The 25,619-nt window shown below is 69.9% G+C and carries 24 protein-coding genes; 11 read left to right on the top strand and 13 right to left on the bottom strand.

Translation table 11 applies throughout. The annotated features are described in order from the left end of the window. Window positions 1-56 precede the first annotated feature (56 nt). A complete protein-coding gene (locus HNR51_RS23060) occupies window positions 57-236 on the top strand; it encodes a hypothetical protein (protein ID WP_141950376.1) in 180 nt (59 codons plus the stop codon). Between the two features lie 172 nt (window positions 237-408). Here HNR51_RS23060 and HNR51_RS23065 read toward each other — a convergent pair whose 3' ends face one another. Continuing rightward, window positions 409-1,848 (bottom strand): acetamidase/formamidase family protein, encoded by a 1,440-nt coding sequence (locus HNR51_RS23065; RefSeq protein ID WP_182556486.1) that lies wholly within the window; start codon window positions 1,846-1,848, stop codon window positions 409-411. Between the two features lie 103 nt (window positions 1,849-1,951). Further along, window positions 1,952-4,282: an NADP-dependent malic enzyme gene (locus HNR51_RS23070; RefSeq protein WP_012452684.1), complete on the bottom strand. Its 2,331-nt coding sequence runs from the start codon at window positions 4,280-4,282 to the stop codon at window positions 1,952-1,954. Window positions 4,283-4,357: 75 nt separating this feature from the next. On the opposite strand from HNR51_RS23070, the gene HNR51_RS23075 reads away from it, so the two are divergent. Together HNR51_RS23075 and HNR51_RS23080 are read left to right on the top strand one after the other, a co-directional pair. After that, window positions 4,358-4,984: a CatB-related O-acetyltransferase gene (locus HNR51_RS23075; protein ID WP_182556487.1), complete on the top strand. Its 627-nt coding sequence runs from the start codon at window positions 4,358-4,360 to the stop codon at window positions 4,982-4,984. Window positions 4,985-5,017: 33 nt separating this feature from the next. Beyond that, window positions 5,018-5,263, top strand: coding sequence for a DUF3297 family protein (locus HNR51_RS23080; protein WP_012452682.1), 246 nt, complete (start codon window positions 5,018-5,020; stop codon window positions 5,261-5,263). Window positions 5,264-5,351: 88 nt separating this feature from the next. Here the strand turns inward: HNR51_RS23080 and ctrA are convergent, their stop codons facing one another. Beyond that, window positions 5,352-6,053, bottom strand: a complete 702-nt coding sequence (gene ctrA, locus HNR51_RS23085) for a response regulator transcription factor CtrA (protein WP_012452681.1) — start codon at window positions 6,051-6,053, stop codon at window positions 5,352-5,354. A 439-nt stretch (window positions 6,054-6,492) separates the two neighbouring features. On the opposite strand from ctrA, the gene fliI reads away from it, so the two are divergent. The 5 genes from fliI to HNR51_RS23110 all read left to right on the top strand — a co-directional run bounded on the left by fliI (window position 6,493) and on the right by HNR51_RS23110 (window position 10,698). Further along, window positions 6,493-7,851, top strand: a complete 1,359-nt coding sequence (fliI, locus tag HNR51_RS23090; RefSeq protein WP_012452680.1) for a flagellar protein export ATPase FliI — start codon at window positions 6,493-6,495, stop codon at window positions 7,849-7,851. Window positions 7,852-7,943: 92 nt separating this feature from the next. Next, window positions 7,944-8,348 carry a flagellar export protein FliJ gene (gene fliJ / locus HNR51_RS23095; protein WP_012452679.1) on the top strand — a complete coding sequence of 135 codons (405 nt, stop codon included), beginning with the start codon at window positions 7,944-7,946 and terminating at the stop codon, window positions 8,346-8,348. A 226-nt stretch (window positions 8,349-8,574) separates the two neighbouring features. Beyond that, window positions 8,575-9,066, top strand: a complete 492-nt coding sequence (locus tag HNR51_RS23100; protein ID WP_182556488.1) for a hypothetical protein — start codon at window positions 8,575-8,577, stop codon at window positions 9,064-9,066. Between the two features lie 209 nt (window positions 9,067-9,275). Next, window positions 9,276-10,328, top strand: coding sequence for a lysylphosphatidylglycerol synthase domain-containing protein (locus HNR51_RS23105; RefSeq protein WP_012452677.1), 1,053 nt, complete (start codon window positions 9,276-9,278; stop codon window positions 10,326-10,328). Window positions 10,329-10,557: 229 nt separating this feature from the next. Next, window positions 10,558-10,698: a hypothetical protein gene (locus tag HNR51_RS23110; RefSeq protein WP_165608583.1), complete on the top strand. Its 141-nt coding sequence runs from the start codon at window positions 10,558-10,560 to the stop codon at window positions 10,696-10,698. A 156-nt stretch (window positions 10,699-10,854) separates the two neighbouring features. On the opposite strand, the gene HNR51_RS23115 is transcribed toward HNR51_RS23110, so the two are convergent. Continuing rightward, the gene (locus HNR51_RS23115) at window positions 10,855-12,531 is read right to left on the bottom strand and encodes a methyl-accepting chemotaxis protein (RefSeq protein ID WP_182556489.1); all 1,677 of its coding nucleotides are present in this window, start codon (window positions 12,529-12,531) and stop codon (window positions 10,855-10,857) included. A 140-nt stretch (window positions 12,532-12,671) separates the two neighbouring features. After that, entirely contained in the window at window positions 12,672-14,816 is a 2,145-nt protein-coding gene (flhA, locus tag HNR51_RS23120; RefSeq protein ID WP_182556490.1) for a flagellar biosynthesis protein FlhA, read from the bottom strand. Between the two features lie 199 nt (window positions 14,817-15,015). Between flhA and HNR51_RS23125 the strand changes: the two genes are divergently transcribed. After that, window positions 15,016-15,321, top strand: a complete 306-nt coding sequence (locus HNR51_RS23125) for a hypothetical protein (RefSeq protein WP_182556491.1) — start codon at window positions 15,016-15,018, stop codon at window positions 15,319-15,321. Window positions 15,322-15,378: 57 nt separating this feature from the next. Continuing rightward, a complete protein-coding gene (locus HNR51_RS23130; protein WP_012452672.1) occupies window positions 15,379-16,101 on the top strand; it encodes a hypothetical protein in 723 nt (240 codons plus the stop codon). Window positions 16,102-16,123: 22 nt separating this feature from the next. On the opposite strand, the gene HNR51_RS23135 is transcribed toward HNR51_RS23130, so the two are convergent. The 6 genes from HNR51_RS23135 to HNR51_RS23160 all read right to left on the bottom strand — a co-directional run bounded on the left by HNR51_RS23135 (window position 16,124) and on the right by HNR51_RS23160 (window position 23,296). Further along, the gene (locus HNR51_RS23135) at window positions 16,124-17,368 is read right to left on the bottom strand and encodes a KpsE/RkpR family capsule polysaccharide export protein (protein ID WP_012452671.1); all 1,245 of its coding nucleotides are present in this window, start codon (window positions 17,366-17,368) and stop codon (window positions 16,124-16,126) included. Between the two features lie 181 nt (window positions 17,369-17,549). Further along, window positions 17,550-18,203, bottom strand: coding sequence for an ABC transporter ATP-binding protein (locus HNR51_RS23140; RefSeq protein ID WP_041371040.1), 654 nt, complete (start codon window positions 18,201-18,203; stop codon window positions 17,550-17,552). A 217-nt stretch (window positions 18,204-18,420) separates the two neighbouring features. Beyond that, window positions 18,421-20,742, bottom strand: a complete 2,322-nt coding sequence (locus tag HNR51_RS23145) for a Tex family protein (RefSeq protein WP_182556492.1) — start codon at window positions 20,740-20,742, stop codon at window positions 18,421-18,423. 114 nt (window positions 20,743-20,856) lie between these two features. Next, entirely contained in the window at window positions 20,857-22,392 is a 1,536-nt protein-coding gene (locus HNR51_RS23150; RefSeq protein ID WP_182556493.1) for a hypothetical protein, read from the bottom strand. A 2-nt stretch (window positions 22,393-22,394) separates the two neighbouring features. Further along, complete coding sequence (locus tag HNR51_RS23155; RefSeq protein WP_182556494.1) at window positions 22,395-22,970, bottom strand: hypothetical protein; 576 nt, start codon at window positions 22,968-22,970, stop codon at window positions 22,395-22,397. 62 nt (window positions 22,971-23,032) lie between these two features. Next, window positions 23,033-23,296 (bottom strand): hypothetical protein, encoded by a 264-nt coding sequence (locus HNR51_RS23160; RefSeq protein ID WP_182556495.1) that lies wholly within the window; start codon window positions 23,294-23,296, stop codon window positions 23,033-23,035. A 77-nt stretch (window positions 23,297-23,373) separates the two neighbouring features. Here HNR51_RS23160 and HNR51_RS23165 point away from each other — a divergent pair, with 77 nt between their 5' ends. Then, on the top strand, window positions 23,374-23,544 hold the full coding sequence (locus tag HNR51_RS23165) for a hypothetical protein (protein WP_165608584.1): 171 nt from the start codon (window positions 23,374-23,376) through the stop codon (window positions 23,542-23,544). Between the two features lie 5 nt (window positions 23,545-23,549). Here HNR51_RS23165 and HNR51_RS23170 read toward each other — a convergent pair whose 3' ends face one another. Together HNR51_RS23170 and HNR51_RS23175 are read right to left on the bottom strand one after the other, a co-directional pair. Further along, window positions 23,550-24,539 (bottom strand): hypothetical protein, encoded by a 990-nt coding sequence (locus HNR51_RS23170; protein WP_182556496.1) that lies wholly within the window; start codon window positions 24,537-24,539, stop codon window positions 23,550-23,552. Between the two features lie 68 nt (window positions 24,540-24,607). After that, window positions 24,608-25,570 (bottom strand): hypothetical protein, encoded by a 963-nt coding sequence (locus HNR51_RS23175; RefSeq protein WP_239681657.1) that lies wholly within the window; start codon window positions 25,568-25,570, stop codon window positions 24,608-24,610. Between the last annotated feature and the right edge of the window lie 49 nt (window positions 25,571-25,619).

Genomic DNA, 25,619 nt, shown 5'->3' on the forward strand with positions numbered 1-25,619 from the left:
AAACGGAGGCGACGAGGCGGGTTGCTCAGGGGACGGACACGAGCAGGATCGCCGCCATGAGCACCGACGACCGCGCGCCGCGCGAGGAGCGCCCCGACTCGACCGGACCCAATGCCCGGCCCCGCGACACCACCATCGGCCAGACCGGCGAGGGCATCCCCGACGACAGCGGGCAGCCCGTGCAGGTGGATGAGGACGAGGCGAGGCGGATCGAGGAGAAGATCCGGGCGCTGTGATCCGGCCTCACGCGACGCCTTTCCCATCCACCGCCTCATCCTGAGGTGCGACGCGAAAGCGGCCGCGAAGGATGTTCCAGGCTCCGCGCGGGATCTGGAGGATCCTTCGAGTCCGCTTGCGCGGGACCTGAGGATGAGGACGGCGGATGGGAGGAACGTTCGCTCGGCGCGCCTAGGCCGTCCGCTCGGAAAAGATCGCCTTCTTGACGATGGCGTGGACGCCCCAATTGCCATCGACCACCTGGGTAATGCCGAAATCGACCGCGACCGACATCAGCGAGATCGCCTCGTCTTCGGTCAGCCCCTTCGCGTGCATCAGGAACTGGCGCATCTTGCGGAAGGCGTCGCGCATGGCGAGGTCGATGGAGGATTTCTGGAAGATCGCGTTCTGCGCGTCCGGCCCGAGATCCTTGAGGTAGTTCGGGTAGCTGAAGCCCGAGAGCACCCAATCCTCGCTCGTCTCGATCATCGGGAAGTCGAGAGCCTCCAGCGAGGTGCCGGCGAGATCCGCCTTCTTGTGCAGGATGAACTGGAAGGTGCCGGTGAGCGAGCACTCGATCGCCGTGCCGCACAGCTCCGAGTCGCCCTGGCTCGCGTGGGGGTCGCCCACCGAGAACAGCGCGCCCGGCACGGCGACGGGATAGTACATCGTCGCACCCTTGCCGATGCGCCAGTTGTCGATGTTGCCGCCGGTGTAGCTCGGCGGGATCGAGTTCACCATGTCGGCTTCCGCCGGCGCGAGGCCCATCGTGCCGAAATGCGGGCGGATCGGCACGCGGATGCCCTTCAGCACGTCGTAGGTGCGTTTGGTCTTGGTGTGATCGACCGGTACGCCTGGATAGTCGATGGTCGGGTGGTCGCGTCCGTCCGGGTCGGTCACGCCGGGCCAGGGGAAGCTGTAGACGGCCTTCGCCCAGTCGCGGTCGCCCGAGGCATCGACCTCGTAGATCGTGACCACCTCGCGCTTACGCCCCTCCAGCATGTCGTTGTAGTGGTAGCCCCACCACGCCGCCGCGTTGCTGCCGAAGGTCAGGCCCTTGAACTTCGGGTTGGCGGAGGGGCGCGGCGCCACGTCGAGGATGCGCACTTCCAGCACGTCGCCGGGCTCGGCCCCGCGGATCGCCACCGGGCCGGTGCAGATGTGGACGCCGAGCCCGCCGCCGGGGCCGAGCTTGGAATCCTCCGGCCCGGCACCGCGGCGCGCGACGCCCTTCTTCTCCTTGGTCCACAGGAAGACGCTCTCGGCGCCGGGATCGCCCGTCACCATGCGCTCGGCATCGTCGTTGGCGTGGTGGGTCAGCGTCTCGATGGTGACGAAGTCGCCCGAGTCGATCTCGACCTGAGGCTTGAGCGACTTCGAGAAGTAGCCCCAGTGGATCGTCTCGGCATTGGCCGGCAGATGGTAGTGGGCGGTCTGCTTCAGCCGGCGCGCGCTGTTCTGCGCCAGCGCCGGGCTCACCAGCGACAACCCGCCCGCTGCCAGCGCCGCCGCGCCCCCGGTGGCGACGAAGCCGCTCTTCAGGAAGGCGCGCCGCTCCGGCTCCATGTCGCGCCGGTAGCGCAGCCGATGCTCGGCGAAAGCGGCGCAGGTCGGATCGTCACCAAGACACATTGCAGACTCCACAGGCGTTCAACGCGCGGAGCTGAATGCAAAATAACAGCCAAGCTCGAGCCCCGCGCGCTCACCAGAAGCGCGCGGGGCTCGAGGGGACGGGCTACTCCGAGATCGGCCCGGCGCCCGGCTCGGCCTCCGCCGCTTCCTGCGGCTCCCCGGCCTGTGCCTCCACCACCGCCGCGGCGGTGACGTTGACGATGCCGCGGGCCGTGACCGAGGGCGTCAGGATGTGCGCCGGCTTGGCCGGGCCGATCAGCAGCGGGCCGACCGGCAGGGCATCGGCCAGCACCTTGGCGAACTGGAAGGCGATGTTGGCCGCATCCAGGTTCGGGAAGACGAGGATGTTGGCCGCGCCCTTCCAGTTGGAGCCCGGCAGCACCCGGTCGCGCACGAGTTCGGACAGCGCCGAATCCGCCTGCATCTCGCCGTCGGCCTGAAGCTGCGGTGCGCGGGTCTGGATCAGCTCCAGGGCCTTGCGCATCTTCTTCGCCGAGTCCGAGTCCGACTGCCCGAAATCGGAGTGGCTCAGCAGCGCGATCTTCGGGGTCAGACCGAAGCGACCGACATGGTTGGCGCAGGCGATGGCGACGTCGGCGATCTCCTCCGCGCTCGGGTTCTGGCGGACATGGGTGTCGGCGAGGAAGAAGGCGCCCTTCTTCGTCACGATCAGGCTCATGCCGGCGAAATCGAGCGAGTCGGGCGAGAGCCCGATGATGTCGCGGATGACACGCAGCCGCGTCTCGAACCGGCCTTCCAGGCCGCAGATCAGAGCATCCGCCTCGCCGCGGCGGACAGCCAGCGCCGCGATCACCGTGCTGTTGGTGCGCACCAGCGTCCGGGCGAGATCCGGCGTGATGCCGCGCCGCCCGGCGACCTCGAGATAGGTGGCGACGTAGTCCCGGTAGCGCGGATCGTCCTCGGGATCGATCAGGTCGAAATGCTCGCCGGGCTTCAGGTCGAGTCCGAAGCGCTTGATGCGGGTCTCGATCACCCGCGGACGTCCGACCAGGATCGGCCGCGCGACCTTGTCCTCGACGACCGCCTGCGCGGCGCGCAGCACCCGCTCGTCCTCGCCCTCGGCGTAGATGACGCGCTTCGGATCCGTCTTCGCCTTGGAGAACAGCGGCTTCATGATGAAGCCGGAGCGGTGCACGAAGCGGTCGAGCGATTCCGCGTAGGCCTGGATGTTCTCCACCGGCCGCCCGGCAACGCCCGAATCCATCGCCGCTTTGGCCACGGCCGGCGCGATGCGCAGGATCAGGCGCGGATCGAACGGGCTCGGGATCAGCGAGCGGGGCCCGAACGGCCGGGCCTCGCCGCCATAGGCGCGGGCCACCACGTCGGAGGGCGTCTCGCGGGCGAGCGCCGCGATCGCCTTCACCGCGGCCTTCTTCATCTCCTCGTTGATCTTGTGGGCGCCGACATCGAGCGCGCCGCGGAAGATGTAGGGGAAGCAGAGGACGTTGTTGACCTGATTGGGGAAATCCGAGCGCCCGGTGCAGATCATCGCATCCGGCCGTGCCTGCTCGGCGACGTCCGGCATGATCTCGGGATAGGGGTTGGCGAGCGCCATGATGAGCGGCTTCTCGGCCATCTTCTCGAGATATTCGGGCTTGAGCACGCCGCCCGCCGAGAGGCCGATGAACACGTCGGCGCCGGGGATCACGTCGGCGAGCGTCCGCGCCTCCGTCTCCTGCGCGTAGATGTCCTTCCAGCGGTCCATCAGCTCGGCCCGGCCCTTGTAGACCACGCCCTTGATGTCGGTGACGGTGATGTTCTCCCGGGTCGCGCCGAGGGAAACCAGGAGGTTGAGGCAGGCGAGCGCCGCCGCGCCGGCGCCGGAGGTGACGATCTTGGCGTCGGAGAGCTGCTTGCCCGCGAGCTCGAGCGCGTTGAGGACGGCCGCCGCGACGATGATCGCCGTTCCGTGCTGGTCGTCGTGGAAGACCGGGATGTTCATCCGCTCCCGGCAGCGCTCCTCGACCTCGAAGCATTCCGGCGCCTTGATGTCCTCAAGGTTGATCCCGCCGAAGGTCGGCTCCAGGGAGCAGACCACGTCCACCAGCTTGTCGACGTCCTTCTGGTCGACCTCGATGTCGAACACGTCGATCCCGGCGAACTTCTTGAACAGGACCGCCTTGCCCTCCATCACCGGCTTCGAGGCCAGCGGGCCGATATCGCCGAGGCCCAGCACCGCGGTGCCGTTCGAGAGCACCGCGACGAGGTTCTGACGGATGGTGAGGGTCGCGGCCTCCTGCGGGTCGTCGTGGATCGCCATGCAGGCGGCGGCGACGCCGGGGGAATAAGCCAGCGCCAGATCGCGTTGATTGCCGAGAGGCTTCGTCGCCTGGATCTCGAGCTTTCCGGGTTTCGGCAGTCGGTGGTAGACGAGCGCCCCGGATTTCAGATCCTCGGACATGTTGTCGGCCATGGCGATGCCGTCCTCTTCCGCTCGCTTTTATGCGCCCGCACCGTCATTTCTCAGGGGGCGCCGTTGAGGCATCTGTTGCAACGGCTGAAGCGGGGGCGCAACCCGCACAACGAGACCCGGGTCCATCTGGAAACGCTGGCGCGCCGCTGGAATTTCTCAATCGGCGCATATTCTTACGGCCGGCCGAAGGTGCGCTTCCCCGAATCCGGGCGTCGGCTGACGATCGGCCGGTATTGTTCCATCGCCGACCGGGTCGAGATCCTGCTCGGCGGCGACCACCGTCTCGACTGGGTCTCGACCTATCCCTTCGCCGCGATGACCGGGCTCTGGCCGGGGGCGGACGCACCCGCGGATTACCACGCCTCGCGCGGCGACGTGACCATCGGCCACGATGTCTGGCTCGGCTCGGGCTGCATGATCCTGTCGGGGATCACCGTCGGCCACGGCGCCGTCGTGGCGGCCCATGCCGTCGTCACCCGCGACGTGCCGCCCTATGCCGTGGTGGCCGGCAACCCGGCCCGGATCGTGCGCCGCCGCTTCGACGAGGCGACGACCGCCGCGCTCGTCGAGACGGCGTGGTGGGATTTTCCGCACGCGACGGTGATGCGGTGGATTCCGCTCTTGCAGAGCGGCCGGGTCGCGGAATTGATCGCGGTCGTCCGCGCCGAGCGTGCCGTTGCGGGACCGCCGCGATTGCCGTAACCGGCCCGCTCGATTGCCAGGAAGTCACGACTCATGTCCGACACGCTCCCCGACCGCCTCTCGGTGAACCCGAACAGCCCCTATTACGACGAGGCGGTGCTCGCCCGCGGCGTCGGCATCCGCTTCAAGGGGGTCGAGAAGACCAATGTCGAGGAATACTGCGTCAGCGAGGGCTGGGTGCGGCTCTCCGCCGGCAAGGCCCTCGACCGCGCCGGCAACCCGATCACGGTGAAGCTCAAGGGCCCCGTCGAGCCGTATTTCCGCGAGGCCGAGGGCTGAACGCCGCGCCGTCTGCCGGGACGCCTTCGCCCAGAAACAAAGAACCCCGCCGGAGCGGGGTTCTTGGATCGGCGGGGGACGCGTGGCCTCAGACGGCCATGCGGTCCTCGCCCTCGACCGGCTCGCGCAGCACGTAGCCCCGGCCCCACACGGTCTCGATGTAGTTCTTGCCCTCGGACGCGTTCGCGAGCTTCTTGCGCAGCTTGCAGATGAACACGTCGATGATCTTCAGCTCCGGCTCGTCCATGCCGCCGTAGAGATGGTTGAGGAACATCTCCTTGGTGAGGGTCGTGCCCTTCCGCAGCGAGAGGAGTTCCAGCATCTGGTACTCCTTGCCGGTGAGGTGGACCCGCGAGCCGGAGACCTCGACGGTCTTCTGGTCGAGGTTCACGATCAGGTCGCCGGTGGTGATGACCGACTGGGCGTGTCCCTTCGAGCGGCGCACGATGGCGTGGATGCGCGCCACCAGCTCGTCCTTGTGGAACGGCTTGGTGAGGTAGTCGTCGGCGCCGAAGCCGAGGCCCTTCACCTTGTCCTCGATGCCGGCCATGCCCGACAGGATCAGGATCGGCGTCTTCACCTTGGCCACGCGAAGAGAGCGCAGCACCTCGTAGCCCGACATGTCGGGCAGGTTCAGGTCGAGAAGGATGATGTCGTAATCGTAGAGCTTTCCGAGATCGACGCCCTCTTCGCCGAGATCGGTCGTGTACGTGTTGAAGTTCTCGGATTTGAGCATCAACTCGATGCTCTGCGCCGTGGCGCTGTCGTCCTCGATCAGAAGTACGCGCATCGTGATCCCCACCGGCCAGGCCGTTTCGGGGCGCTTGAGACAAGCCGCCGCCGGTCGCCCGCCGACGGCCTCGGCGGACGCTCCCTCATTCCCACTTTCGAAACGCTATTCCTTAACCGTTAACAAAAGCCGAATCCCGCTTGCAAGCGCTGTCTCTTTCGAGTCCGGCAGCGATTCTCCCCAGGGTTGGCGATCTGTTCTCCATCGCTGGCGGCTTTCCCGAGGTGGAAACGCAGCTTCGCCCGCTAACCCCTTCTGATCGCTCGCCTTGCAGATCATGTTGCCGAAAGGAGACGGAGACCATTCGTCGCCTTCGCGATTCCGGGATCGTCCTCCATCGGCCGCGGAGGGATGGTGAAGAACCTTGGCGCGTGACCCGACGGTGTTAAGACATCGGCCGGTTCGGTGGCGCGGCTGCGGTTAACGAGGTCGAGGGCGAATGACGCAGGAGCACGGCTCCGGGGGGCTGGCGGCCGCACTCGCCGCGCTCTCGACCGTCGAGACCCTGGAGACCTTCGGCCGGGTCACGGCGATCCGCGGCCTTCTGGTCGAGGTGGCCGGGCCGGTCTCGGCCATGCGGCTCGGCGGCCGCATCGACGTGGTGGTCGAGGGCGGCCATGGCGCCGCGACCGCGACGGTGCCGTGCGAGGTGATCGGCTTTGCCGGCGACCGGGCGCTCGCCATGCCGTTCGGCTCCCTGGAGGGCGTGCGGCGGGGCTGTCCGGCCCTGGTGCGCGACGAGGCGGCCGGCGCGATCCGCCCCTCCGCCGCATGGCTCGGGCGCACCGTCGATGCCCTGGGGCGGCCGATCGACGGACTGGGGCCGCTGCCGCAGGGGCCGGCGATCTATCCCCTGCGCGCCGATCCGCCCCCGGCGCATGGACGCCGGCGCGTCGGGCCCCCGCTCGATCTCGGGGTTCGCTGCATCAACACCTTTCTCACCATGTGCCGTGGGCAGCGCATGGGCATCTTCGCCGGCTCCGGCGTCGGCAAATCGGTGCTGCTCTCCATGCTCGCCCGCTACACCGCCGCCGACGTGGCGGTGATCGGGCTGGTGGGCGAGCGCGGGCGCGAGGTGCAGGAATTCCTGCAGGACGATCTCGGCGCGGCGGGTCTCGCCCGCTCGGTCGTGGTGGTGGCGACCTCCGACGAGCCGGTGCTGATGCGCCGCAACGCTGCCTACGTCACGCTCGCCATCGCCGAGTATTTTCGCGATCAGGGCGCGCAGGTGCTGTGCATGATCGACTCGATCACGCGGTTTGCCATGGCCCAGCGCGATATCGGCCTGGCCGGCGGCGAGCCGCCCACCGCCAAGGGCTACACGCCCACCGTCTTCTCCGAACTGCCGCGTCTTCTCGAGCGGGCGGGGCCCGGGGTGGGGGAGGGGGCGATCTCCGGCCTGTTCACGGTGCTGGTGGAGGGTGACGACCACAACGAGCCGGTGGCGGACGCCGTGCGCGGCATCCTCGACGGTCACATCGTGATGGAGCGGCGCATCGCCGAGCAGGGGCGCTACCCGGCGATCAACGTGCTGCGCTCGGTCTCGCGCACCATGCCGCGGGCCTGCGACCCGGCCCACCTCCCGACGGTGCGCCGGGCGCGGAAGGTGCTGGCGACCTATGCCGACATGGAGGAGTTGATCCGGCTCGGCGCCTACCGCGCCGGCTCGTCGCCGGAGGTGGACGAGGCGGTGGCCCTGATGCCCGATCTGACGGCTTTTCTGGGGCAGGGTAAGGAAGAAGCAACCTCCATCGGCGAGGGTTATGCCCGGTTGGCCGCCATCGTCGGCGGCGGGTGAGGCGGCTTCGAAAGCGCGTCGGGTGACGATCCGAGAGGATCGCCGCGCCGATCGGGCCGCTTTCCAGCGTAGCGTGGAGTGGATGGCCCGACATGAAATCGCGTGACACGCTGATCCGGCTGCGTCGGTTCCAGGTGGACGAGAAGCGCCGCCGGGTCGCCCAGATCGAGATGATGATGGCCGACTTCAACCGGATGGCGGCCGAGCTCGACCGCGAGGTTGCCCAGGAGGAGGCCCGCGCCGGAATCTCCGACCCGGCCCATTTCGCCTATCCGACCTATGCCCGCGCCGCGACCGGCCGCCGGGACAACATGCGCCAGTCGGCCGCCGCCCTGGAGGGCCAGCTCGCCGAGGCCAAGGCCGAGCTGGGCGAGGCGTTCGAGGAGCTGAAGAAGGTCGAGATCCTGGAGGATCGCGAGCGCTCCGCCGAGCGCGCCGCCGAGGCCGCTCGCGAGCAGGCCGAGATGGACGCGATCGGGCTGCGCGCCCGGGCCTGAGGGGCGGGCGGCCTTCGAGCCGGCGGCGCCCTTGCCGCCGGCATGCTCCGATGCACCAGCCTCGCCCGTCACGGGACCGTGGACCGGTCCATCGTGCGGCTGGGTCCGCGGGCTCGGGCGGGGTCACGCCGGTTTCCGGGCGGAACCGCGAACGGGCAACGGTGTTTTAACCCATGTGATCGGCGCGGGAGCGTGGCTGCGCGCTCGGCTTGCTCATGGGTGCGACATGCCGCGACGCGGATTTACGATCGTCCTTACGGCTTTGGCGCTCGGGCTCATCCCCTCTGCAGCATTCGCGCAGAACGTCATCGCGTTGAACGGGGATGGGCCGTCGGCAAGCGGGCTCCTGCCGGGCCGCGTCGGCGATCAGGTGATCCTCCTCGGGCCGGCCGCCGGGTCGCGCGCCGTGGTGGCCCAGACCCTCGTGACGCCGAACGGAACCGCCCCGGTCCCGAACGTGAACGACTGCACCTTCATCCGCGATCCGATCGCCTTGCGCGACTGCATCAACCTCTACGAAGGTCAGCGCTTGGCCCCGGGGCCCCGCCTCAGCGAGCCGCGCACCAACGTCGTCACCGACGAGCGGCTGATCGATGCGGCGGGCCCGATCCCGGGATCCGCAGGAGATCCGTCGGGTGGCGGTCGGGACCGGATCAATCCCACGGATCTGAAACGATCCGACGGCGCCTACATCGAGCAGGTCACTCCCCGGCGCTAGATCCTCGCTCGCCCCGTTGAAAGCCCGTCCTCGCAACGTGGATCTTGGCCGGGCGCCGCAAATCAGTCGCGGCGTCCGTCTTCGGCATGAAACCGTCATGATCGGTCGGCAAGAGCCGGGCGGATCGGAGACGGTCGCCTCGGTTCCGCTTGCGGTGCGCGCGGTCGTGGCGCAGGAGAGACCGCTCCCGAGAGAGGCGGCCGGCATCCATGAAAAAAGTCAGTGAAATCGTCTGGGGCCTGATCGGCCTCGCCGCGGTGGCGGTGTCCTGCTACCTGCTCTGGGGCGAGTTGAAGAACCTCTCCTGGGCGAGCATCGAGGCGGCCTTCGCCGCCATCCCGCTCCACCACTTCCTGCTCGCAGCCGTCTCCACCCTCGTCGCCTACGCCGCGCTCGCTTGGTACGATCGGATCGCGCTGCTGCATCTGGGCGTGCGCCACATCTCGTGGCTGTTCGTGTCCCTGTGCTCGTTCACGACCTACGCGCTCTCGCACAATATCGGCGCCTCGGTCTTCTCCGGCGCGCTGGTTCGCTACCGGGCCTACACCTCGAAGGGGCTGTCGGCGGCGCAGGTCGCGGTGCTGGTGGCCCTGTGCTCCTTCACCTTCGGCCTCGGCACGATCCTGCTCGGCGGCTTCGTGCTGGTCTATGATCCGGTCCTGCTCGCGCGGCTCGACAACCTGCTGCCGGCGGCGCTGACCAACCCGGCGACCTCGCGGCTCGTCGGCTTCGGCCTGCTCGCCTTCGTCGCGCTCTATGTCATCGGTTCGGTGCTGCGCTTCCGCCCGCTGACGATCCGCAACTTCAAGATCGAGTATCCGCGCCCCGGCATCATGGTGCGCCAGCTCATCGCGGCGCCGCTGGAGCTGCTGGGTGCGGCGGGCATCATATACTTCGCCCTGCCGGATGCCCTGAATCCCGGCTTCATCGCGGTGCTCGGCATCTTCCTCGCCTCGTTCTCGGTCGCGCTCGCCTCGCACGCGCCGGGCGGGCTCGGGGTGTTCGAACTCGTGTTCTTCACCGCCATGCAGCTTCAGACCGATGCCGAGAAGGCGCCGGTTCTCGCCGCGGTGCTGATCTTCCGCCTGTTCTACCTGCTCATCCCCTTCGCCGTGGCCATCGTCGTGGTGCTGCTGTTCGAGCGCTCCCGCCTCTCCAACGCCCTCGGCAAGGACGCCAAGCCGGCGGCCGAGCCGCCTCTGGTCGCGCCCGGCCTCGACAACCACGTGATCGAGAAGCGTCTGGAGAAGAAGGCGGTCTGAGCCGCCCTCGTCTGAGTCTTGGCGGCGGCCGCTCCCCGGAGCGGCCGCCGTCTGCGTTGAAGACCCCTCCAATCGGTTCCCGGCACATTTCGTCGCAGTGACGGCCGGCCCTGCAATCCTTACGTCACGCCGCTTCGGTGGATGAACGGGACGCGCGGGTTTGCCGGCCCTTCACGAACGGTTAAGCTTCGGCGAAATGGGGAGCCGCTCCGGCTCCCGGATGGATATCATGGCTTCGATCAAGATTCGGGTCGCCGAGGACGGCACCTGTTCGATCTGCAAGGACGGCACGATCATCAGCAGCGGGCTCACGCGCTCACAGGCCGACCAGCTGGTCGCCGTCCTGCGCGCCATCGAGGGCCACGCCTGAACGGCTGACGATCCCGGGCGGCCCCACGCTCCTTCAGGCGAGGCCGGTTCCCCGGGAGCATGGACCGCGATCAGAAATAACAGAGCCGAGCCCGTCCTCTCCGTGAGGTCGGGCTCGGCTCTTTTCGTGGCGCCAGGATGGCTCCCGGGTGGCGCTTCAGGCGGCCCGTACCGTCTCCAGGAAGCGGCGGACCTCGCTGCGCAGGTGATCGGATTGCTGGGACAGCTCCGAGGCCGCGCCGAGCACCTGAGCGGCGGCCGCTCCGGTCTCTTCCGAGGCGTGGGCGACGCCGGCGATGTTGTGCGTGACCTCGCTGGTGCCGGTCGCGGCCTGGGCCACGTTGCGCACGATCTCCTGGGTCGCCGCGCTCTGTTGCTCGACCGCCGCCGCGATCGAGGCGGAGACGCTGCTGATCTCGCCGATCCGCCCGGCGATGTCGCCGATCGCGCCCACCGCGGTGCCGGTCGAGCGCTGGATGCGGGCGATCTGGTCCGAAATGTCGGTGGTCGCCCGCGCCGTCTGGCTCGCCAATTCCTTCACCTCCGCCGCGACCACGGCGAAGCCGCGGCCGGCTTCGCCGGCCCGCGCCGCCTCGATCGTGGCGTTGAGCGCCAGCAGGTTGGTCTGGCCGGCGATGTCCGAGATCATCGCCACGACGTCGCCGATGCGGGCGGCGGCCTCACTCAGGTCCCGCACGAGTTGTCCGGTCTGGCCGGCCTCCGCGACGGCGCTGCGCGACAGGGCGGCCGAGCCATCCACCTGCCGGCCGATCTCCTGGACCGACGTGCCCAGCTCCTCGGCGGCGGCGGCCACGGTGTTGACGTTCGTGGTCGCCTCCTCGGCCGCCGCGGCGACGGCGGTCGATTGGCTGGCGGTCTGGTTCGCGGTCCCGGCGAGCCCCTGCGCCGTCGATTGCAGTTGCGAGGCGGCGCCGCCGATGGTGGTGACGATGCCGGTGATCGTGCCTTCGAAGTTCTGGATCAGATCGTTGAGCCGCTCGGCCCGCTGCATCTTGAGCGCTTGGTCGGCATCCTGCACCCCCTGCAGCCGTTCGCGCTCGACGGCGTTGTCGCGGAAGACCGCCACGGCGCGGGCCATCGCGCCGACCTCGTCGTTGCGCTTCGCCTCGGGCAGGGCGATGTCGGTACGCCCCTCGGCCAGCCGGCCCATCGTGGCCCTCAGGGCGTTCATCGGGCGCACGATCGAGCGGATGATCGCCCAGGAGGTGAGGCCGAGAACGATGAGGATGCCGAGGGCGATGGCGCCGAGGCGCTCGATCTGCTCCCACAGCGTCGCTTTCAGGTCGTCGATATGGACGCCTGTGCCGATGTAGAGGCCCCACGGCGCGTAGTATCGGAACAAGCCGAGCTTGGCCGTCGCCTCCGCCTCCGGTGTCCGCTTCCACGTGTAGACCACCGAGGCGACGCCGTCGCGCATGGCACGCGGCAGCACCTCGGCGATGAAGGCGAAACCGGTCGTGTCCTTGAGGTCGGCGAAGCTCTGGCCGATGAAGGTCGGGGTGACATGGGCGACCACGATGATGTTTCGGTCGTAGACGAAGAGGTAGCCGTCTTTGCCGTGCCGCATCGACGCCACGGCGGCATAGGCCGCCTTCCGTCCCTCGGCCTCCGTCAACTCGCCCTTCTCGACACGCTGACGGTGATGATCGATCAGGTTGACCGCCGATTCCGTCATCAAGCTCAGGCGGTTCAGACGCTGCGCATACATCGCGTCGTACTGGTAGGTCAGCGCGACGGCGCAGATGGCCACGAGGCTCAGAGCGGCCAGCGCCACGAGAGCGTAGAGCTTCCTCGGGATATCGAAGCGGAACATGACCACCCCCGTGACGCCCTCGCAAACGGGTGCTTGTCGTCGGGCAACGTGGGGTTGATAGCCTACCTTTGTTAATGAACTTCGCGATGATGTCCCGGCGAGCGTGACGTCGGGACGATTTCGGCCCCGACGTCAGAGCCTTACACCGATCCGACCGTTCGCAGGCGCGCGCGGGGATGGATCTCCGCCTGGCTCATCACCGGGGTTTCGCGGCGGAAGCGCTCGATGATCGACCGCACGAACGGCCGGGCCTGGACCGAGGTGACGAGCACCGGCATCTCGCCCATCCGCGCCGCCTGTTCGAAGCGGTCGCGCACCGTGTTGACGAACTCCGTCAGCCGGGAGGGCTGCATCGCGAGGTAGCGTTCCTCACGCTCTCCGACGATCGATTCGAGGAAGGCCTGCTCCCAGGCGGGCGACAGGGTGATGATCGGCAGCGTGCCGTCCGGGCCCTGGTACTGCGCACAGATCTGCCGGCCGAGGCGGGCGCGGACATGCTCGACGATGTCGCGCGGGTTCTTCACGTGGCCGGCGACCTCGGCGATGCCCTCGACGATGGAGCCGAGGTCGCGCACCGAGACCCGCTCGGCGAGCAGCAATTGCAGCACCCGCTGGATGCCGGTGGTGGCGATCTGCGAGGGCACCACCTCCTTGAGCAGTTCGGTGTGCTCCTTGGGCAGCTCGCGCAGCAGCTTCTGCACCTCGACGTGGTTCAGTAGCTCCGAGACATGGGCCTTGATGAGCTCGGTCAGGTGCGTCGAGATCACGGTGGCCGCATCGACCACGGTGTAGCCCTTGAGCTGGGCCTGATCCCGCAGGCCGGCATCGACCCAGGTCGCGGGGAGGCCGAAGGTCGGCTCCAAGAGGTGCTGGCCGGGGAGCTGCACCTGCCCGCCCATCGGATCCATCGCCATGAACTGGCCGGGAAACACCTGCCCGGTGCCGGCCTCGATCTCCTTGACCCGCACGACGTAGGTGTTGGCCTCGAGATTGACGTTGTCGAGGATGCGCACCGACGGCATCACGATGCCGAGTTCCGAGGCGAGCTGGCGGCGCAGGGCCTTGATCTGGTCGGTGAGCCGGTCCTGGCCCTCGCCGTTGACGAGGGCCAGCAGCGCGTAGCCCATCTCCAGCTTGAGGTCGTCGAGCTTGAGAAGATCGGTGACGGTCTCCTCGCCCGGCGCCGCGCCGGGGGCGGCGTCGGCGCCGGGCGTGCCTTCGGCGGCCGCCGGCGGGTTTTCGCGCTGGGTCTTGGCGATGCGCCACGCCGCGTAGCCGGAGGCGCCGCCGAGCGCGAGGAAGGGCAGCATCGGCATGCCGGGCAGGAGCGCGATCAGGATCATGACGCCCGCCGACATGCCCAGGGCCTTGGGATAGTTCGCCATCTGCTTGCCGAGCGCCTTGTCGGCGGCGCCCTTCACGCCGGCCTTCGAGACGAGGATGCCGGCCGCCGTCGAGACGATCAGCGCCGGCACCTGTGAGGCCAGCCCGTCGCCGATGGTGAGCAGGGTGTAGGTCTTGGCCGCTTCCGCGAAGCCCAGACCCTGCTGGGCGACGCCGATGATGATGCCGCCCACCACGTTGATGCCGGTGATGAGCAGCGCCGCCACCGCGTCGCCGCGCACAAATTTCGAGGCACCGTCCATGGCGCCGAAGAACGAGGATTCCTCCTCGAGCGCGGAGCGCCGGGCCTTGGCCGCCTTCTCGTCGATCAGGCCGGCGGAGAGGTCGGCATCGATCGCCATCTGCTTGCCGGGCATGGCATCGAGGGTGAAGCGCGCCGCCACCTCGGCGATGCGGCCCGAGCCCTTCGTGATGACGACGAAGTTCACGATGATCAGGATCGCGAAGACGATGATCCCGATCACGAAGTTGCCGCCCATCACGAAGTGCCCGAAGGCCTCGATGACGTGGCCGGCCGCCGCCGTCCCCTCGTGGCCGTGGCCGAGGATCAGCCGGGTCGAGGCGAGGTTGAGCGCCAGCCGCAGCATGGTCGCGATGAGAAGCAGCGTCGGGAAGACGGTGAATTCAAGCGGGTTGTCGATGAACAGCCCCGTCATCATGATCAGGACCGACATGATGATCGACACGGCCAGCAGCAGGTCGAGCAGGAAGGCCGGCAGCGGGAAGATCAGCACCACGAGGATGCCCATCACCGCGGTGGCGAAGAACAGGTCCGAGCGCTTCGACAGCGCCTGGAGGCTCGATCGATCCGGCATGCGCAGGGACGACAGGCCGCCGAGCCCGCCTGCTCCCGCTGGAACGGCCTTGGCCGCTTCGCTCATCGCGCCGAATCCCCGAAGACGAATCGCACGGGGCATCCCGCGCATCCGCACCCGGCAGGATTTGCCGGGTACAGGGTTAGCGAGGCGTTAACGCCGAGGCTGTTGCGGAACCTCGTCCCATGGCCGGCGCTTGGTCAGGCGTTCGGTCCGGTCGCGGGCCGGGACCGATGCAGACGAGTGTCACGCCGGGTTCTGAATGATGCGCGCCCTTCCCCTTCTGTTCCTCGCCCTGCTCGCCTCGACGGCGGCCGGGGCCGCGCCGGAGCCCGCAGCGCCCGCCGTTGCCCCGGCGGAGCGGGCGCACGGGGCGGTCGGCGCGCGGCTCCAGCCCGGCGCCAACAGCTTCACCGAGGCGCAGGTGCGGGCCCGGCTCGCCGCGATGGGATTTTCCGAGATCGCCGACCTGCATCTCGACGGGCAGGGGATCTGGCGCGGGCGCGCGGGGCATGCGGGCCACACCCTGGCCGTCGGCATGGACTTCCGCGGCGAGGTCGCCGCCGAGTGAGGCGGGCCGGCGCGAGGATCGATCGGGCCGATACGAAGACAGACGAGAGGAACGACCATGGCAGCACGCGCCGTCACCGCCCTGTTCGACAGCCAGGAGGACGCTGCCCGCGTCATCGACCGGATCGAGGCGGCGGGTGTGCCGCACGCGGATATCGGCATCGTCTCCCTGAACGCCGCGGAGCGCTCCGCCGGTCCGACGATCGATGAGCCGGCCGGAGCGGCGGGCGGCCGGGAGAATCCGGCGCACTCGAGTCCGACACACGAGAGTTCGACGGCCGAAGGGGCCGGCGCGGGCGCGACGGTCGGCACCCTGCTCGGCGGCGGTGCGGGCCTGCTGGCGAGCCTGGGCCTTCTCGCCATTCCCGGTGCCGGCCCCGTGATCGCCGCGGGTTGGCTCGTCGCCGCCCTGTCCGGCGCCGGGGTGGGCGCGGCCGCGGGCGGCCTGATCGGCGCCCTGACCGGTGCGGGTCTGAGCGGGGCGGATGCCGAGACCTATGCCGAGGGCATCCGGCGCGGCGGCACCCTCGTCACCGTGCGGGCGGACGGGGATGTCGCCGACCGCGTCATCGCGCTGATGCAGCGCGGCGGGGCGATCGATCTCGACGAGCGCGCCGAAGGCTGGCGGGCGCAGGGCTGGACCGGCGGGACCACGGGGGAGGTGCCCGCCACCGCGACGCCCGCGCCGGAGCCGGAGCCCGCCCTCGCGCCGGCGCCGGGCACGCCGGCCGATCCCACCGCTCCGCACCCGACCCGTCGCCCGCCCAGCGAGATCGCCTGAACCCCGACGCCTGCCGGGAGCGTCAGCTGTAGAGATACTTCCGGATCACGACGCTGAAGCCGAACAGCGCCATCGCCACCAGCGCGACGATGCTGGTGATCAGGTGGCGGCGCGGCTCGATCGCCGAGACGGGCACCACCGGGTCGACCACGGGCGTGAAGAACTCGATCTGACGGTTGGCGACGATGCGCGCCTGTTCGTTCGCCGCCAGCACCTTGTTGTAATAGAGCAGCGCGTTCTTGCGCTCGTTCTCCAGCCCCTCGAACTCCGTCACCGCCTCCGAGAGCAGGCGCCGCTGCTCCGGATCGGTGCTCGTCATCTGCCGTTCGATCTTCTCGATGTTGTCGTCGAGATCCTGGATCTGCGCCTTCAGGTCCTGGATCTGCCGCCGCTCGGGCGCGAGGTCGCGCAGGCTCTGGTTGAGCTGAACCGAGAGGTCGATGCGCTTCTTGCGCAATTCCGCGATGACCGAGAGGTTGTTCTTGCTGGTGATCTGCGCATCCAGCACGCCGGAGCGGTTGCGCAGGTCGCGCATGGCATGCTGCACCGTGACCAGGCGCTTCTCCGCGTTCTTGAGCTCGCGGGTGCTCTCGGCCAGGGCGGCGTTGCGCGCCTTCAGGCTGAGTTCGTTGACCATGCGCTCGCTCTCGTCCAGGAGCGCGCGGGCGAGCCTGTAGGATTCCTCCGGATCGAAGGCCGCGACCTTGAGGCTGACGATGCCGCCGTTCGCATCGACCGTGGTCGACACGCGCTTGTGCCAGTAGCGCATGAACAGCTCGATCGGCTCGTCGGCACTCATGCGCGAGAAGAAATCGATGCTGTCGCGCGAGAACATCTCCCGGAGCGGCATCTGCCGTTCCATGGTCTCAATCATCTGGCGGCTGCCGATGTAGCCCGTCGTGATCAGCGTGTCCTGGGCCACCATCTGCTTGGCCAGGGAGCTGTTGTTGCCCGTGTCCTCGCTCTGCACCTTGTCGACGTTGCCGAGCGCCGGGCGCAGGGCGAAGCGCGCCTCGGTGATGAAGCGGTCCGAGGCGATCAGGTAGAAATAGCCGGCGGTCGCCAGGGTCGGCAGGAGGAACAGCAGCAGGAAGAGGACGGGAATCCAGGGATCGCGCCGGATATGCGTCTGGTAGGCGCGGATGCCCTTCTTGTGGTCCGACTGGCGCGCGATGCGGGCGAAGCGCTTGAGCGATTCCGCCACGGCGGTCGAGCGGTCGGCGGTGCTCAGCGGCGCGCCGCTCGGGCTGCTGATCTCGGTGCTCATGGTTTCCGTGCTCGCACGCCTCGGGCCGTCCGCTGCGCCGCGTCATGGGGCCGGGGCCCGGGGGCCACGGCGAATCCAGGGCGGACCGCACGCCAGCGTCTCTGGCCCGCCCTCGCGGCGAAAGCGTGTCCGAGCCTCGACAAAGCCGGCCGACACCCGCGCGGCGGGGCGGCGCAGCCCCTCAGCTGTTCAGGCGCCGGTAGGCCGTGATCGCCTCGTCGACGTCGTCGTAGACCACCGCCTGTCCGTTGATCAGGATCAGCGCCTGGCTGCAATACTCGCGGATCTGTTCCATGCTGTGGGAGATCAGGATCACGTCCGCGGTCTCGCGCCGCCTGTTGAACACCTCGGCGCATCGCTTCTGGAAGCGCGCATCGCCCACCGAGAGCGTCTCGTCGATGAGGTAGGTGTCGAAGGGAATGGCCATGCTCATCCCGAAGGCGAGCCGCGAGCCCATGCCCGAGGAATAGGTGTTGACCGGCATGTTCAGGTAGCTGCCGAGTTCGGAGAAATCCTCGACGAATTCGAGCACGCGCCGCGGATCCTCCCCGTAGATCCGGGCGACGAAGATGACGTTGTCCCGGCCCGTCATCTTCGCGTTGAAGCCGCCGGCGAAGCCCAGGGGCCAGGAGACCCGAAGGCCCCGGGAGATGCGGCCGCGGGTCGGCTCCTCGACCCCGGCGATGAGCTTCATCGTGGTCGATTTGCCGGCGCCGTTGATCCCCATGATGCCGTAGCTGATGCCGGGCTTCAGGGTGAAGTTCACCCGGTCGAGGATGGTGCGCCGCCGCCCATAGGTGGAATAGACCTTGGTGACGTTCTCGAAGCGGATCACGGTTCGATGGGCTCCGTCGGCGAACGGTGCGGGCCGGCCCCGCGGCATCGGAACTCTGCCCGACACCCGCCGCGTCGCCGTTGAACCCGGCGCGGGGGCGAGCCGGAGCACCGGCATCTTGCGCCGGGCAAAAAGCCGGAAAAAGCGGCGAATCTGGGGACGACGCCGCTGCCGACAACCGGGTTTCCGGCTCGCCGAAGGGAACTTCGCCTGCCGGTCAGGAGCGTTTGGGCGAAGCGACGCCGGCACGCCGGAGCGCGTCGGCGAGGGCGCCGTCCTGCGGTGGGGGAGCGGGCGCGGGGCGCGGCAGCCGCATCTCGGAGCGGCCGCCACCTCCGCGCGGCGCCGATGCCGGAGTCCCATCGATCGGGTCGTCGAGCCGCATCGAGAGCGAGATGCGCTTTCTCGGCACATCGACGGCCAGCACCAGCACGCGCACCACGTCGCCGGTCTTCACCACCTCGGAGGGCGAGGCGATCCGCTTGCGGGCCATGGCCGAGATGTGGACGAGCCCGTCCTGGTGCACGCCGATATCGACGAAGGCGCCGAAGGCCGCGACGTTGGTGACGACGCCCTCCAGCTGCATGCCGGGCTTGAGGTCGCCGAGGGTCTCGACGCCCTCCTGGAAGCTCGCCGTCTTGAAGGCCGGGCGCGGGTCGCGGCCCGGCTTCTCCAGCTCGGCGATGATGTCGCGCACGGTCGGCACGCCGAAGCGCTCGTCGGCGAAGGCGGCCGGCGAGAGCGAGCGCAGGGCCGCGGTATTGCCGATCAGCACGCGGATGTCGCTCTTCGTCGCCTCCAGGATGCGCCGCACCACCGGATAGGCCTCCGGATGGACGCCGGAGCGGTCGAGCGGGTCCGCGCCGTCGGGGATGCGCAGGAAGCCCGCCGCCAGCTCGAAGGTCTTCGCCCCGAGGCCCGGCACCTTCTTCAATCCGGCGCGGGTGCGGAACGGGCCGTTGGCGTCGCGGTGGGCGACGATCTTGTCGGCCACCGATGCGCCGAGGCCCGAGACCTGCGCCAGCAGCGGAGCGGAGGCGGTGTTCACGTCGACGCCCACGGCGTTCACCGCGTCCTCGACCACCGCTTCGAGGGAGCGCGACAGCTTCTGCTCGGTCACGTCGTGCTGGTATTGGCCGACGCCGATGGATTTCGGGTCGATCTTCACGAGTTCCGCCAGCGGGTCCTGTAGGCGCCGGGCGATGGAGACGGCCCCGCGATGCGACACGTCGAGGTCCGGCAACTCGCGGGTGGCGATGGCCGAGGCCGAGTAGACCGAGGCACCCGCCTCCGACACCATGACCTTGGCCGTCTTCAGATCCGGGTTGGCGGCGAGGATCTCCGCGGCGAGTCGGTCGGTCTCGCGCGAGGCGGTGCCGTTGCCGACGGCGATCAGCTCGACGCCGTGCTGGCGGCAGAGCCGGGACAGGGAGGCCACCGCCTCCTTCCAGCGCCGTTGCGGCTCGTGCGGGTAGGTGGTCTCGACCGCCACCACCTTGCCGGTGCGGTCCACCACCGCCGCCTTCACGCCGTTGCGGTAGCCGGGATCGAGCCCGAGGGTCGCGCGACCGCCCGCGGGGGCGGCGAGGAGCAGATCCTTGAGGTTGCCGGCGAACACCTTCACCGCCGCCTCCTCGGCCCGCTCGAACAGGCGCGCGCGCAGATCCGCCTTGATGCCGGTGCGGATCTTGGTGCGCCACGCGATGCGGACGGTGTCGAGCAGCCACGCATCCGCCGGCCGGCCCCGGGCGGCGACGCCGAACCGGCGGCAGATCGCGAGTTCGAACGGCCCCGGCATGCCGGCCGGGGAATCCTCCCCCTCGACGGTCAAGGCGAGGTCGAGCACCTCCTCCTTCTCGCCGCGGAACAGGGCCAGCACCCGGTGCGAGGGCATGCGCTCCAGGCGCTCGCGCCAGTCGAAATAGTCGGAGAACTTCTGGCCCGCCGCCTCCTTGCCCTTGCGCAGCTTCGACACGGCCTCGCCGCCGCGCCAGACATCCTCGCGCAGGCGGCCGATCAGGTCGGCATCCTCGGCAAACCGCTCGATCAGGATCGCCCGGGCGCCGTCCAGGGCCGCCTCCGCGGTCTCGATGCCCTTGGCCGGGTCGACGAAGCCCTGGGCCGCCCGCTCCGGCACCGTCTCCGGCCGCGCCAGCAGCGTCTCGGCGAGCGGGGCGAGGCCCGCTTCGCGCGCGGTCTGCGCCTTGCTGCGGCGTTTGGGCCGGAACGGCAGGTAGATGTCCTCCAGCCGCGCCTTGGTGTCGGCGCTCGCGATGGCGGCGGCGAGTTCCGGCGTCAGCTTGCCCTGGGCGCGGATGCTCTCGGTGATGCTGGCGCGCCGGTCGCGCAGCTCGCGCAGATAGCCCAACCGCTCCTCCAGGCTGCGGAGCTGCGCGTCGTCGAGCGAACCCGTCGCCTCCTTGCGGTAGCGGGCGATGAAGGGGACGGTGTAGCCGCCGTCGAGCAGGTCCACGGCCGCGGCCACCTGTCCCTCGCGCACGCCGAGTTCCTCGGCGATCAGCAGGTTCACGCTCTTCACGGGATCGGGCCTCGGTCGTGGTGGCAGGGCGGGTCGGACTGAGAGATCGGAGCGGCCGTCCTTCTCCGATCCGGCCGGACGGCGCAAGCGGCGCCCGCCCCATCGAGGGCGAGCTCAGTCGTCCGAACTGAAGACGCTGTCGCCGACGAAGATCATGTCGTGGTCGATCTCGGGCGGATCCTTCTGCGCGCCGTAGGCGAAGAACAGGCGCCGGCTGCGACCGTCCGCGCCGGTCAGCGTCAGGGTGTGGCGGTCGAGCCGGTACTGCCCGCCCTCCGGCGCGCGGCGTCGGCCGATCGCGGTGCCGACGCCGGTGCTCGCCCCGGAATTGAGCGCCCCGACCGAGCCGCCCCGCCCGTAGCGTCCGTCCGCCTTGAAGTCGTAGCGGCTCTCGACGGCGACCGCGACGTCGCCGCCCATGGCGCTGTTGCCGCCGCCCGACAGGCGCCGGTAGGAGCGCGCCACGCGCTCCTCGGCGCCGGCCGGGAAGGCCCGGAAGAAGCTGCCGTCGCCCAGGGCGTAGTCGGCCGCCTTGCCGTCCATGCCCGTCAGCACGAAGCCCCGCCCCTTGCGGGTCCAGCGGCCGAAGCGGCGGGGCTTCGCGCTCCGCTCGGCGGCGAGATCGACATCCTCGAGTGCCGTGTCGTCAATCTCGTAATAGGTGCCGTCGGTGAAGACGATCAGCGGCTCGAAATCGATCGTCACCATGCCGCCGACGCCGACGCCGGTGGTCGAGCGGAAATACACACCCTCCACCGCGTCCCAATTGGCGGCGTGGCGCGGTGGAGTCGAGGCGTCCGGCCCGGGGACGGGGGCGGGCGGCTGCGCCGGCCGGGCAGCGGCGGGCGGAGGCGCGTCCGGCGAGGAGGGCTGCGACGGGCGAGCGCCCGCCGGCCCCTTTGGAACCAGCCCCGCCTCGGTCAGCGCCAGCGCCTGAAGCTTGGCGGCGGGGATGAACTCGTTCGAGAGGGTGGCGAGGAAGCGCGGCAGCACGCCGAGCTGCCGCGCCGCCTTCCAGCCGGCGTGGTGGAGCACCATCCGCAGCTTGACCTGCTCGGCGAAGGCGGCGCGGCTCGCGGGCTGCGACAGCGGCGGCTTGTCCGCCATCGGCAGCACGAAGCGGCGGCGGATCGCCCGAAGCGCGGCCGGGCTCGGCTCGGCGGTCGCGTCGTTGGCCACCATCCATTGCAGGGCGACGAAGGCGGTGAGCACGTCGCCGGCATCCGCCGGATCGAGCCCGGTGCCGTCGAGGAAACCGCGGACGATCGCATCGTAATCGTATGTCGCGAGTTCCCGGCCCGCCTCGGCCGCCGCGATCGGGTTGGTCGTCCGCAGGCTTCGCAGGTGCCGCTCCACCGTCGCCCGGCGCAGGTCGGGGGTGGTGACGAAGGGCAGGCGCCGATCCGGTTCGCTGCGCTCCGATTCCCGCGCGGGCGCGGCGGTCTCGCTCGGCGACCGTGCGTCGATCCCAGGCCCGTCCGCCTGCGCCTGCCGCTGTCGGACCTCTCCGAGGACGCCTGTCCCGGCAACCTGCGCGCCGGCGGGCAGCGTCAGGAGCAGAAGGACACCGACGAGGCAGACCCGCGTCCCGGATCGGGGTTTCGGCAGCCGTGGCGGCGCTGGGTCGGGCAGGGTGGGGGCAGGGCGCATGATCAGTCTCGGCGCTCCGGTCCGCAGGCGGAGAGAGGAAGGCGGGTGAGGAGGAAGACGCGGTTCTGCGCATCCGGCGGCACGAAGCGGCCGCTTGCCCGGCACGTCGCGTCCGGGCTGAAGCCGGGCGCAGAGACCACCGGCTGGGCGAGCCGCGAATCCGCGTCGTCGTTGACGAGCCTCAGCCGGCCGTCGGGCAGGAGATCGACGGCGAAGCTGCCCGCGCAGCTCGCGCCGCGCCCGCAGCGGCGGATGCGTCCGCCGGTCTCGGCGCAGCCGATCTCGCCCTCGGCCCTTCCGCCGTCTGCGAACGCGATGCGGAGCGTCAGGTCGAGTTCCGGGTCGATCCGGTCGGCCTGCGGACGCCGCTCGATCAGGCTGCGGGACGAGCCGGAGAGATGGATCGAACTCACCACCTGCCCCGGGTGGCGGGCGAGATGGTCCGCGTCGTAGCGGCGTCCGTAGCAGGCGCCCGCCGCGGGGAAGGCGCGCTCGGCGGCGACGCCGATGCCCTCGGCGCGGGCGCCGCCGAAGGGAAGCACGGCGAGGACCGCGAGGAGCCGGGCAAGGCGCGGCATCGAGGATCTCGGACCCATCACGCTCAAGTCCCTCGCGCAGCGCGGGCGTCGCCCCATCCGCATCACGGCAGCCACGCGCCGATGAGCGCCCGCAGGCCGATGCCGAGCCAGATCACGAGCGTCAGCAGCATGAACGGCAGCAGCAGGACCACCAGCCAGCCCATCATCAGAAGCGTGTAGAGCAGCCCGCCGATGTCGATGCCGGCGACGAGGCAGGGATGCGCGCTCGCCTCGTCCACCCGGCAGCCGGTGAAATGGGCCAGCGCGAAACCGAGGGCGAACAGCAGGGCCGGCATCCAGACGACGACGGTCGCGGCGAGCATCATGGGCCGGCTCCATCGCCGCCGCTTTGTCCGGTACGGCTTTCGCCCATCCATGGTGTGCCTCCGCCGCCGATTGCAGGGTGACGCGTGCGACCCGGACGCGCCGCCACGGCATCCGCCGGGATCCGGCCGGTCTGGGCCCGATGGCCCGTGGTCTCGCGACGGCCGGTTGGCGGCTGCGCGACGTGCTCGCCCAGGATGCCTGCCTCGACGCGGGCGGGGCTTGGCGGGACGGGGCCTGCCGGCACTGAAAGGCTCAGCGCATTGCCACCGAGGCGGCGACGCGCTCGGCGCGGGCCAGCGCATCGGCCCGACCGGCATCGGCGACGCCGATCACCCGCAGGTAGCGCCCGCGATCGAACACCGTCGTCTGGGTCATGCCGAGGGCGCGGCCGTTCCTGGTGTCGGTCCCGGTGCCGCGCAGGCGCACCACGACGGCCTCGCCCCGGCTGCTGCGCTCCTCGTCGGTGATGGCGACGTCCCGCAGGTCCTTCTGCGTGGTGAAGAGCCGGCGGGCATAGGCGAGCTCCGCGCCCTCCGGCACCGGCACCTGGCCGAGGGAGGGCGTGACGACCACCAACGGCTGCTCGCGCTCGGGGTCGACGTCCTTCGGACCCTCGGTCAGGATCAGGCCGTTGCCGGCAAACACCCCCATCGGCCGGAAGCCGGCCATGTCGCCCACCGTGTAGGGCAGGGCCGCGACCTGCTCGGTCAGGCTCGCCTTGGGCCGGAAGGCGATGGTGCGCAGGGCCGCCTCGACGGCGGGTGCCGGCACCTGCCGGGCCGCCTTCTCGGGCACCTGCACGGTGACGAGGCCGGTGCCGGCGTCGCCGCGCACCACCGCCACCCACTTCGCATAGGTGAGCCCGTTGGCGCTCTGGCGGCCGCGCAGAACGAAGCCCTTGCCGCCCGCCACCGTCAGCGGCTCGGGGCCGCCGTTCACCCGGAAGCCGGACGGCGCCAGGGCCTCGGGGGTGAACTTCCCGTTGATCTGGTTCCAGGCTTCCGGCGGCATCTCCACGAGGATGATCGAGGCGCCGGTGCGATGCTCGAAGCCCGCGAAGCTCGAAGACGGAATCATGCCGGGCGGCGGCGCGAGGCCGAGCGATCCGGCGGGCGGGAAGACCGGCTCGGCCGCGCGGGCCGGGACCGAAAAGGCTATCAGTCCGGCCATCAGGCCGCTCAGAGCCCAGCTTTTCGGAACGAGACGGGCGAGAAGGCCGCGCCGCGGGGTGCGATCGGTCATGGTCGTGCTCTCGAAGGCGGGGTGCAGGCAATTGGGGAAGGTTATTCCGGAGGAGGCCGGCAGCGGGATCAGCGGGTGGCGACGCGGCTGATCACGAAGGTGTTGCCGGAGAACTGGACCTGCCCCGGCGCGCTCATGTGCTCCAGCATCAGGCGCAGGTTGCGGCCGAGCCGCGCCGAATCGGAGCGGGTCTCGTACCAGTACTCGGCGGTGGCCCCGCCCGAGCGCACCGGGCGGTGGTGCTCGTAGCAACGGAAGGCGGCCATGTACTCCTCCGCCGCCTGCACCTCCTGCGGCGAGAACCCAGTGAGGCGCACGACATAGGCCGTGGGCAGGCCACCGCAGGATTCGCCCGCGGCCGCCGCGGCCGGCGGGGGCTCGGCGCCAGGCAGAGCAGGCGGGAGCGTGTTCAGGGGCGCGCCCGCCTCGGCGGCGCGGCGGGGCGCGATCACGCCGTCGAGCTTGGCCGTGAGCGCGGTGGCGACGTCGGCGGCGATGCTTTTGGCCTCGGCGCCGACCCGTTCGAGCAGGCATTCCCGGTCGCAGCCCTGCGGCAGGGGCGGAAGCTGCAGCCCCGCCACCTCGAAGGCGCCGAGCGATTGCCCGGTGCGCACGTTGAGGAGCCGGCCGGGGATGCGCACTTCCGGCCGCACGATGTCGGAATAGGCCGACTTCGAGGCCGAGGCGTAGACCTGGAACACCGCCACCACGTCGAGGGGCGGGTTCTGGACCGCGCGGGCGACCTCGATCAGCTCCGCGTCGCGGCGGCGGACCCGGTTGGCCTGGGTGATCCCCATCGCCACCGCCGTCTCGTCGTAGACGTTGTAGCCGCGCAGGTTCATCGTCTCGGAGAGTTCGGCGATGACCCGCTGGAAGATGCGGTTGCCGCGAGGCACGGAATCCTCGTCGGCATCCTCGCCCATCACGACGAGGTTGGGCCGGGTCTGAGCCTGCGCCTGCGCGGAAAGACCGAGGAGGGCGCTGCCGAGGAGGGCGAGGGCGGCGAGGGTTCGGATCGGGTCACGCAGCATCGGGGTCATCCTGTCTGTCGGGCCGGGTGCCGGCGGTGATGTCGTGGTC

It is taken from the genome of Methylorubrum thiocyanatum (assembly GCA_014138645.1).
GTDB classification, from domain to species: Bacteria; Pseudomonadota; Alphaproteobacteria; order Rhizobiales; family Beijerinckiaceae; genus Methylobacterium; species Methylobacterium thiocyanatum.

What these genes read in the sequence shown, in the direction of transcription:
- HNR51_RS23060 (WP_141950376.1), top strand. Translation starts at nt 57, where the DNA reads ATGAGCACCGACGACCGCGCGCCGCGCGAGGAGCGCCCCGACTCGACC.
- HNR51_RS23065 (WP_182556486.1), bottom strand. Translation starts at nt 1,848, where the DNA reads ATGTGTCTTGGTGACGATCCGACCTGCGCCGCTTTCGCCGAGCATCGG.
- HNR51_RS23070 (WP_012452684.1), bottom strand. Translation starts at nt 4,282, where the DNA reads ATGGCCGACAACATGTCCGAGGATCTGAAATCCGGGGCGCTCGTCTAC.
- HNR51_RS23080 (WP_012452682.1), top strand. Translation starts at nt 5,018, where the DNA reads ATGTCCGACACGCTCCCCGACCGCCTCTCGGTGAACCCGAACAGCCCC.
- ctrA (WP_012452681.1), bottom strand. Translation starts at nt 6,053, where the DNA reads ATGCGCGTACTTCTGATCGAGGACGACAGCGCCACGGCGCAGAGCATC.
- fliI (WP_012452680.1), top strand. Translation starts at nt 6,493, where the DNA reads ATGACGCAGGAGCACGGCTCCGGGGGGCTGGCGGCCGCACTCGCCGCG.
- fliJ (WP_012452679.1), top strand. Translation starts at nt 7,944, where the DNA reads ATGAAATCGCGTGACACGCTGATCCGGCTGCGTCGGTTCCAGGTGGAC.
- HNR51_RS23100 (WP_182556488.1), top strand. Translation starts at nt 8,575, where the DNA reads ATGCCGCGACGCGGATTTACGATCGTCCTTACGGCTTTGGCGCTCGGG.
- HNR51_RS23105 (WP_012452677.1), top strand. Translation starts at nt 9,276, where the DNA reads ATGAAAAAAGTCAGTGAAATCGTCTGGGGCCTGATCGGCCTCGCCGCG.
- HNR51_RS23110 (WP_165608583.1), top strand. Translation starts at nt 10,558, where the DNA reads ATGGCTTCGATCAAGATTCGGGTCGCCGAGGACGGCACCTGTTCGATC.
- HNR51_RS23115 (WP_182556489.1), bottom strand. Translation starts at nt 12,531, where the DNA reads ATGTTCCGCTTCGATATCCCGAGGAAGCTCTACGCTCTCGTGGCGCTG.
- flhA (WP_182556490.1), bottom strand. Translation starts at nt 14,816, where the DNA reads ATGAGCGAAGCGGCCAAGGCCGTTCCAGCGGGAGCAGGCGGGCTCGGC.
- HNR51_RS23125 (WP_182556491.1), top strand. Translation starts at nt 15,016, where the DNA reads ATGCGCGCCCTTCCCCTTCTGTTCCTCGCCCTGCTCGCCTCGACGGCG.
- HNR51_RS23130 (WP_012452672.1), top strand. Translation starts at nt 15,379, where the DNA reads ATGGCAGCACGCGCCGTCACCGCCCTGTTCGACAGCCAGGAGGACGCT.
- HNR51_RS23135 (WP_012452671.1), bottom strand. Translation starts at nt 17,368, where the DNA reads ATGAGCACCGAGATCAGCAGCCCGAGCGGCGCGCCGCTGAGCACCGCC.
- HNR51_RS23150 (WP_182556493.1), bottom strand. Translation starts at nt 22,392, where the DNA reads ATGCGCCCTGCCCCCACCCTGCCCGACCCAGCGCCGCCACGGCTGCCG.
- HNR51_RS23155 (WP_182556494.1), bottom strand. Translation starts at nt 22,970, where the DNA reads ATGCCGCGCCTTGCCCGGCTCCTCGCGGTCCTCGCCGTGCTTCCCTTC.
- HNR51_RS23160 (WP_182556495.1), bottom strand. Translation starts at nt 23,296, where the DNA reads ATGATGCTCGCCGCGACCGTCGTCGTCTGGATGCCGGCCCTGCTGTTC.
- HNR51_RS23170 (WP_182556496.1), bottom strand. Translation starts at nt 24,539, where the DNA reads ATGACCGATCGCACCCCGCGGCGCGGCCTTCTCGCCCGTCTCGTTCCG.
- HNR51_RS23175 (WP_239681657.1), bottom strand. Translation starts at nt 25,570, where the DNA reads ATGCTGCGTGACCCGATCCGAACCCTCGCCGCCCTCGCCCTCCTCGGC.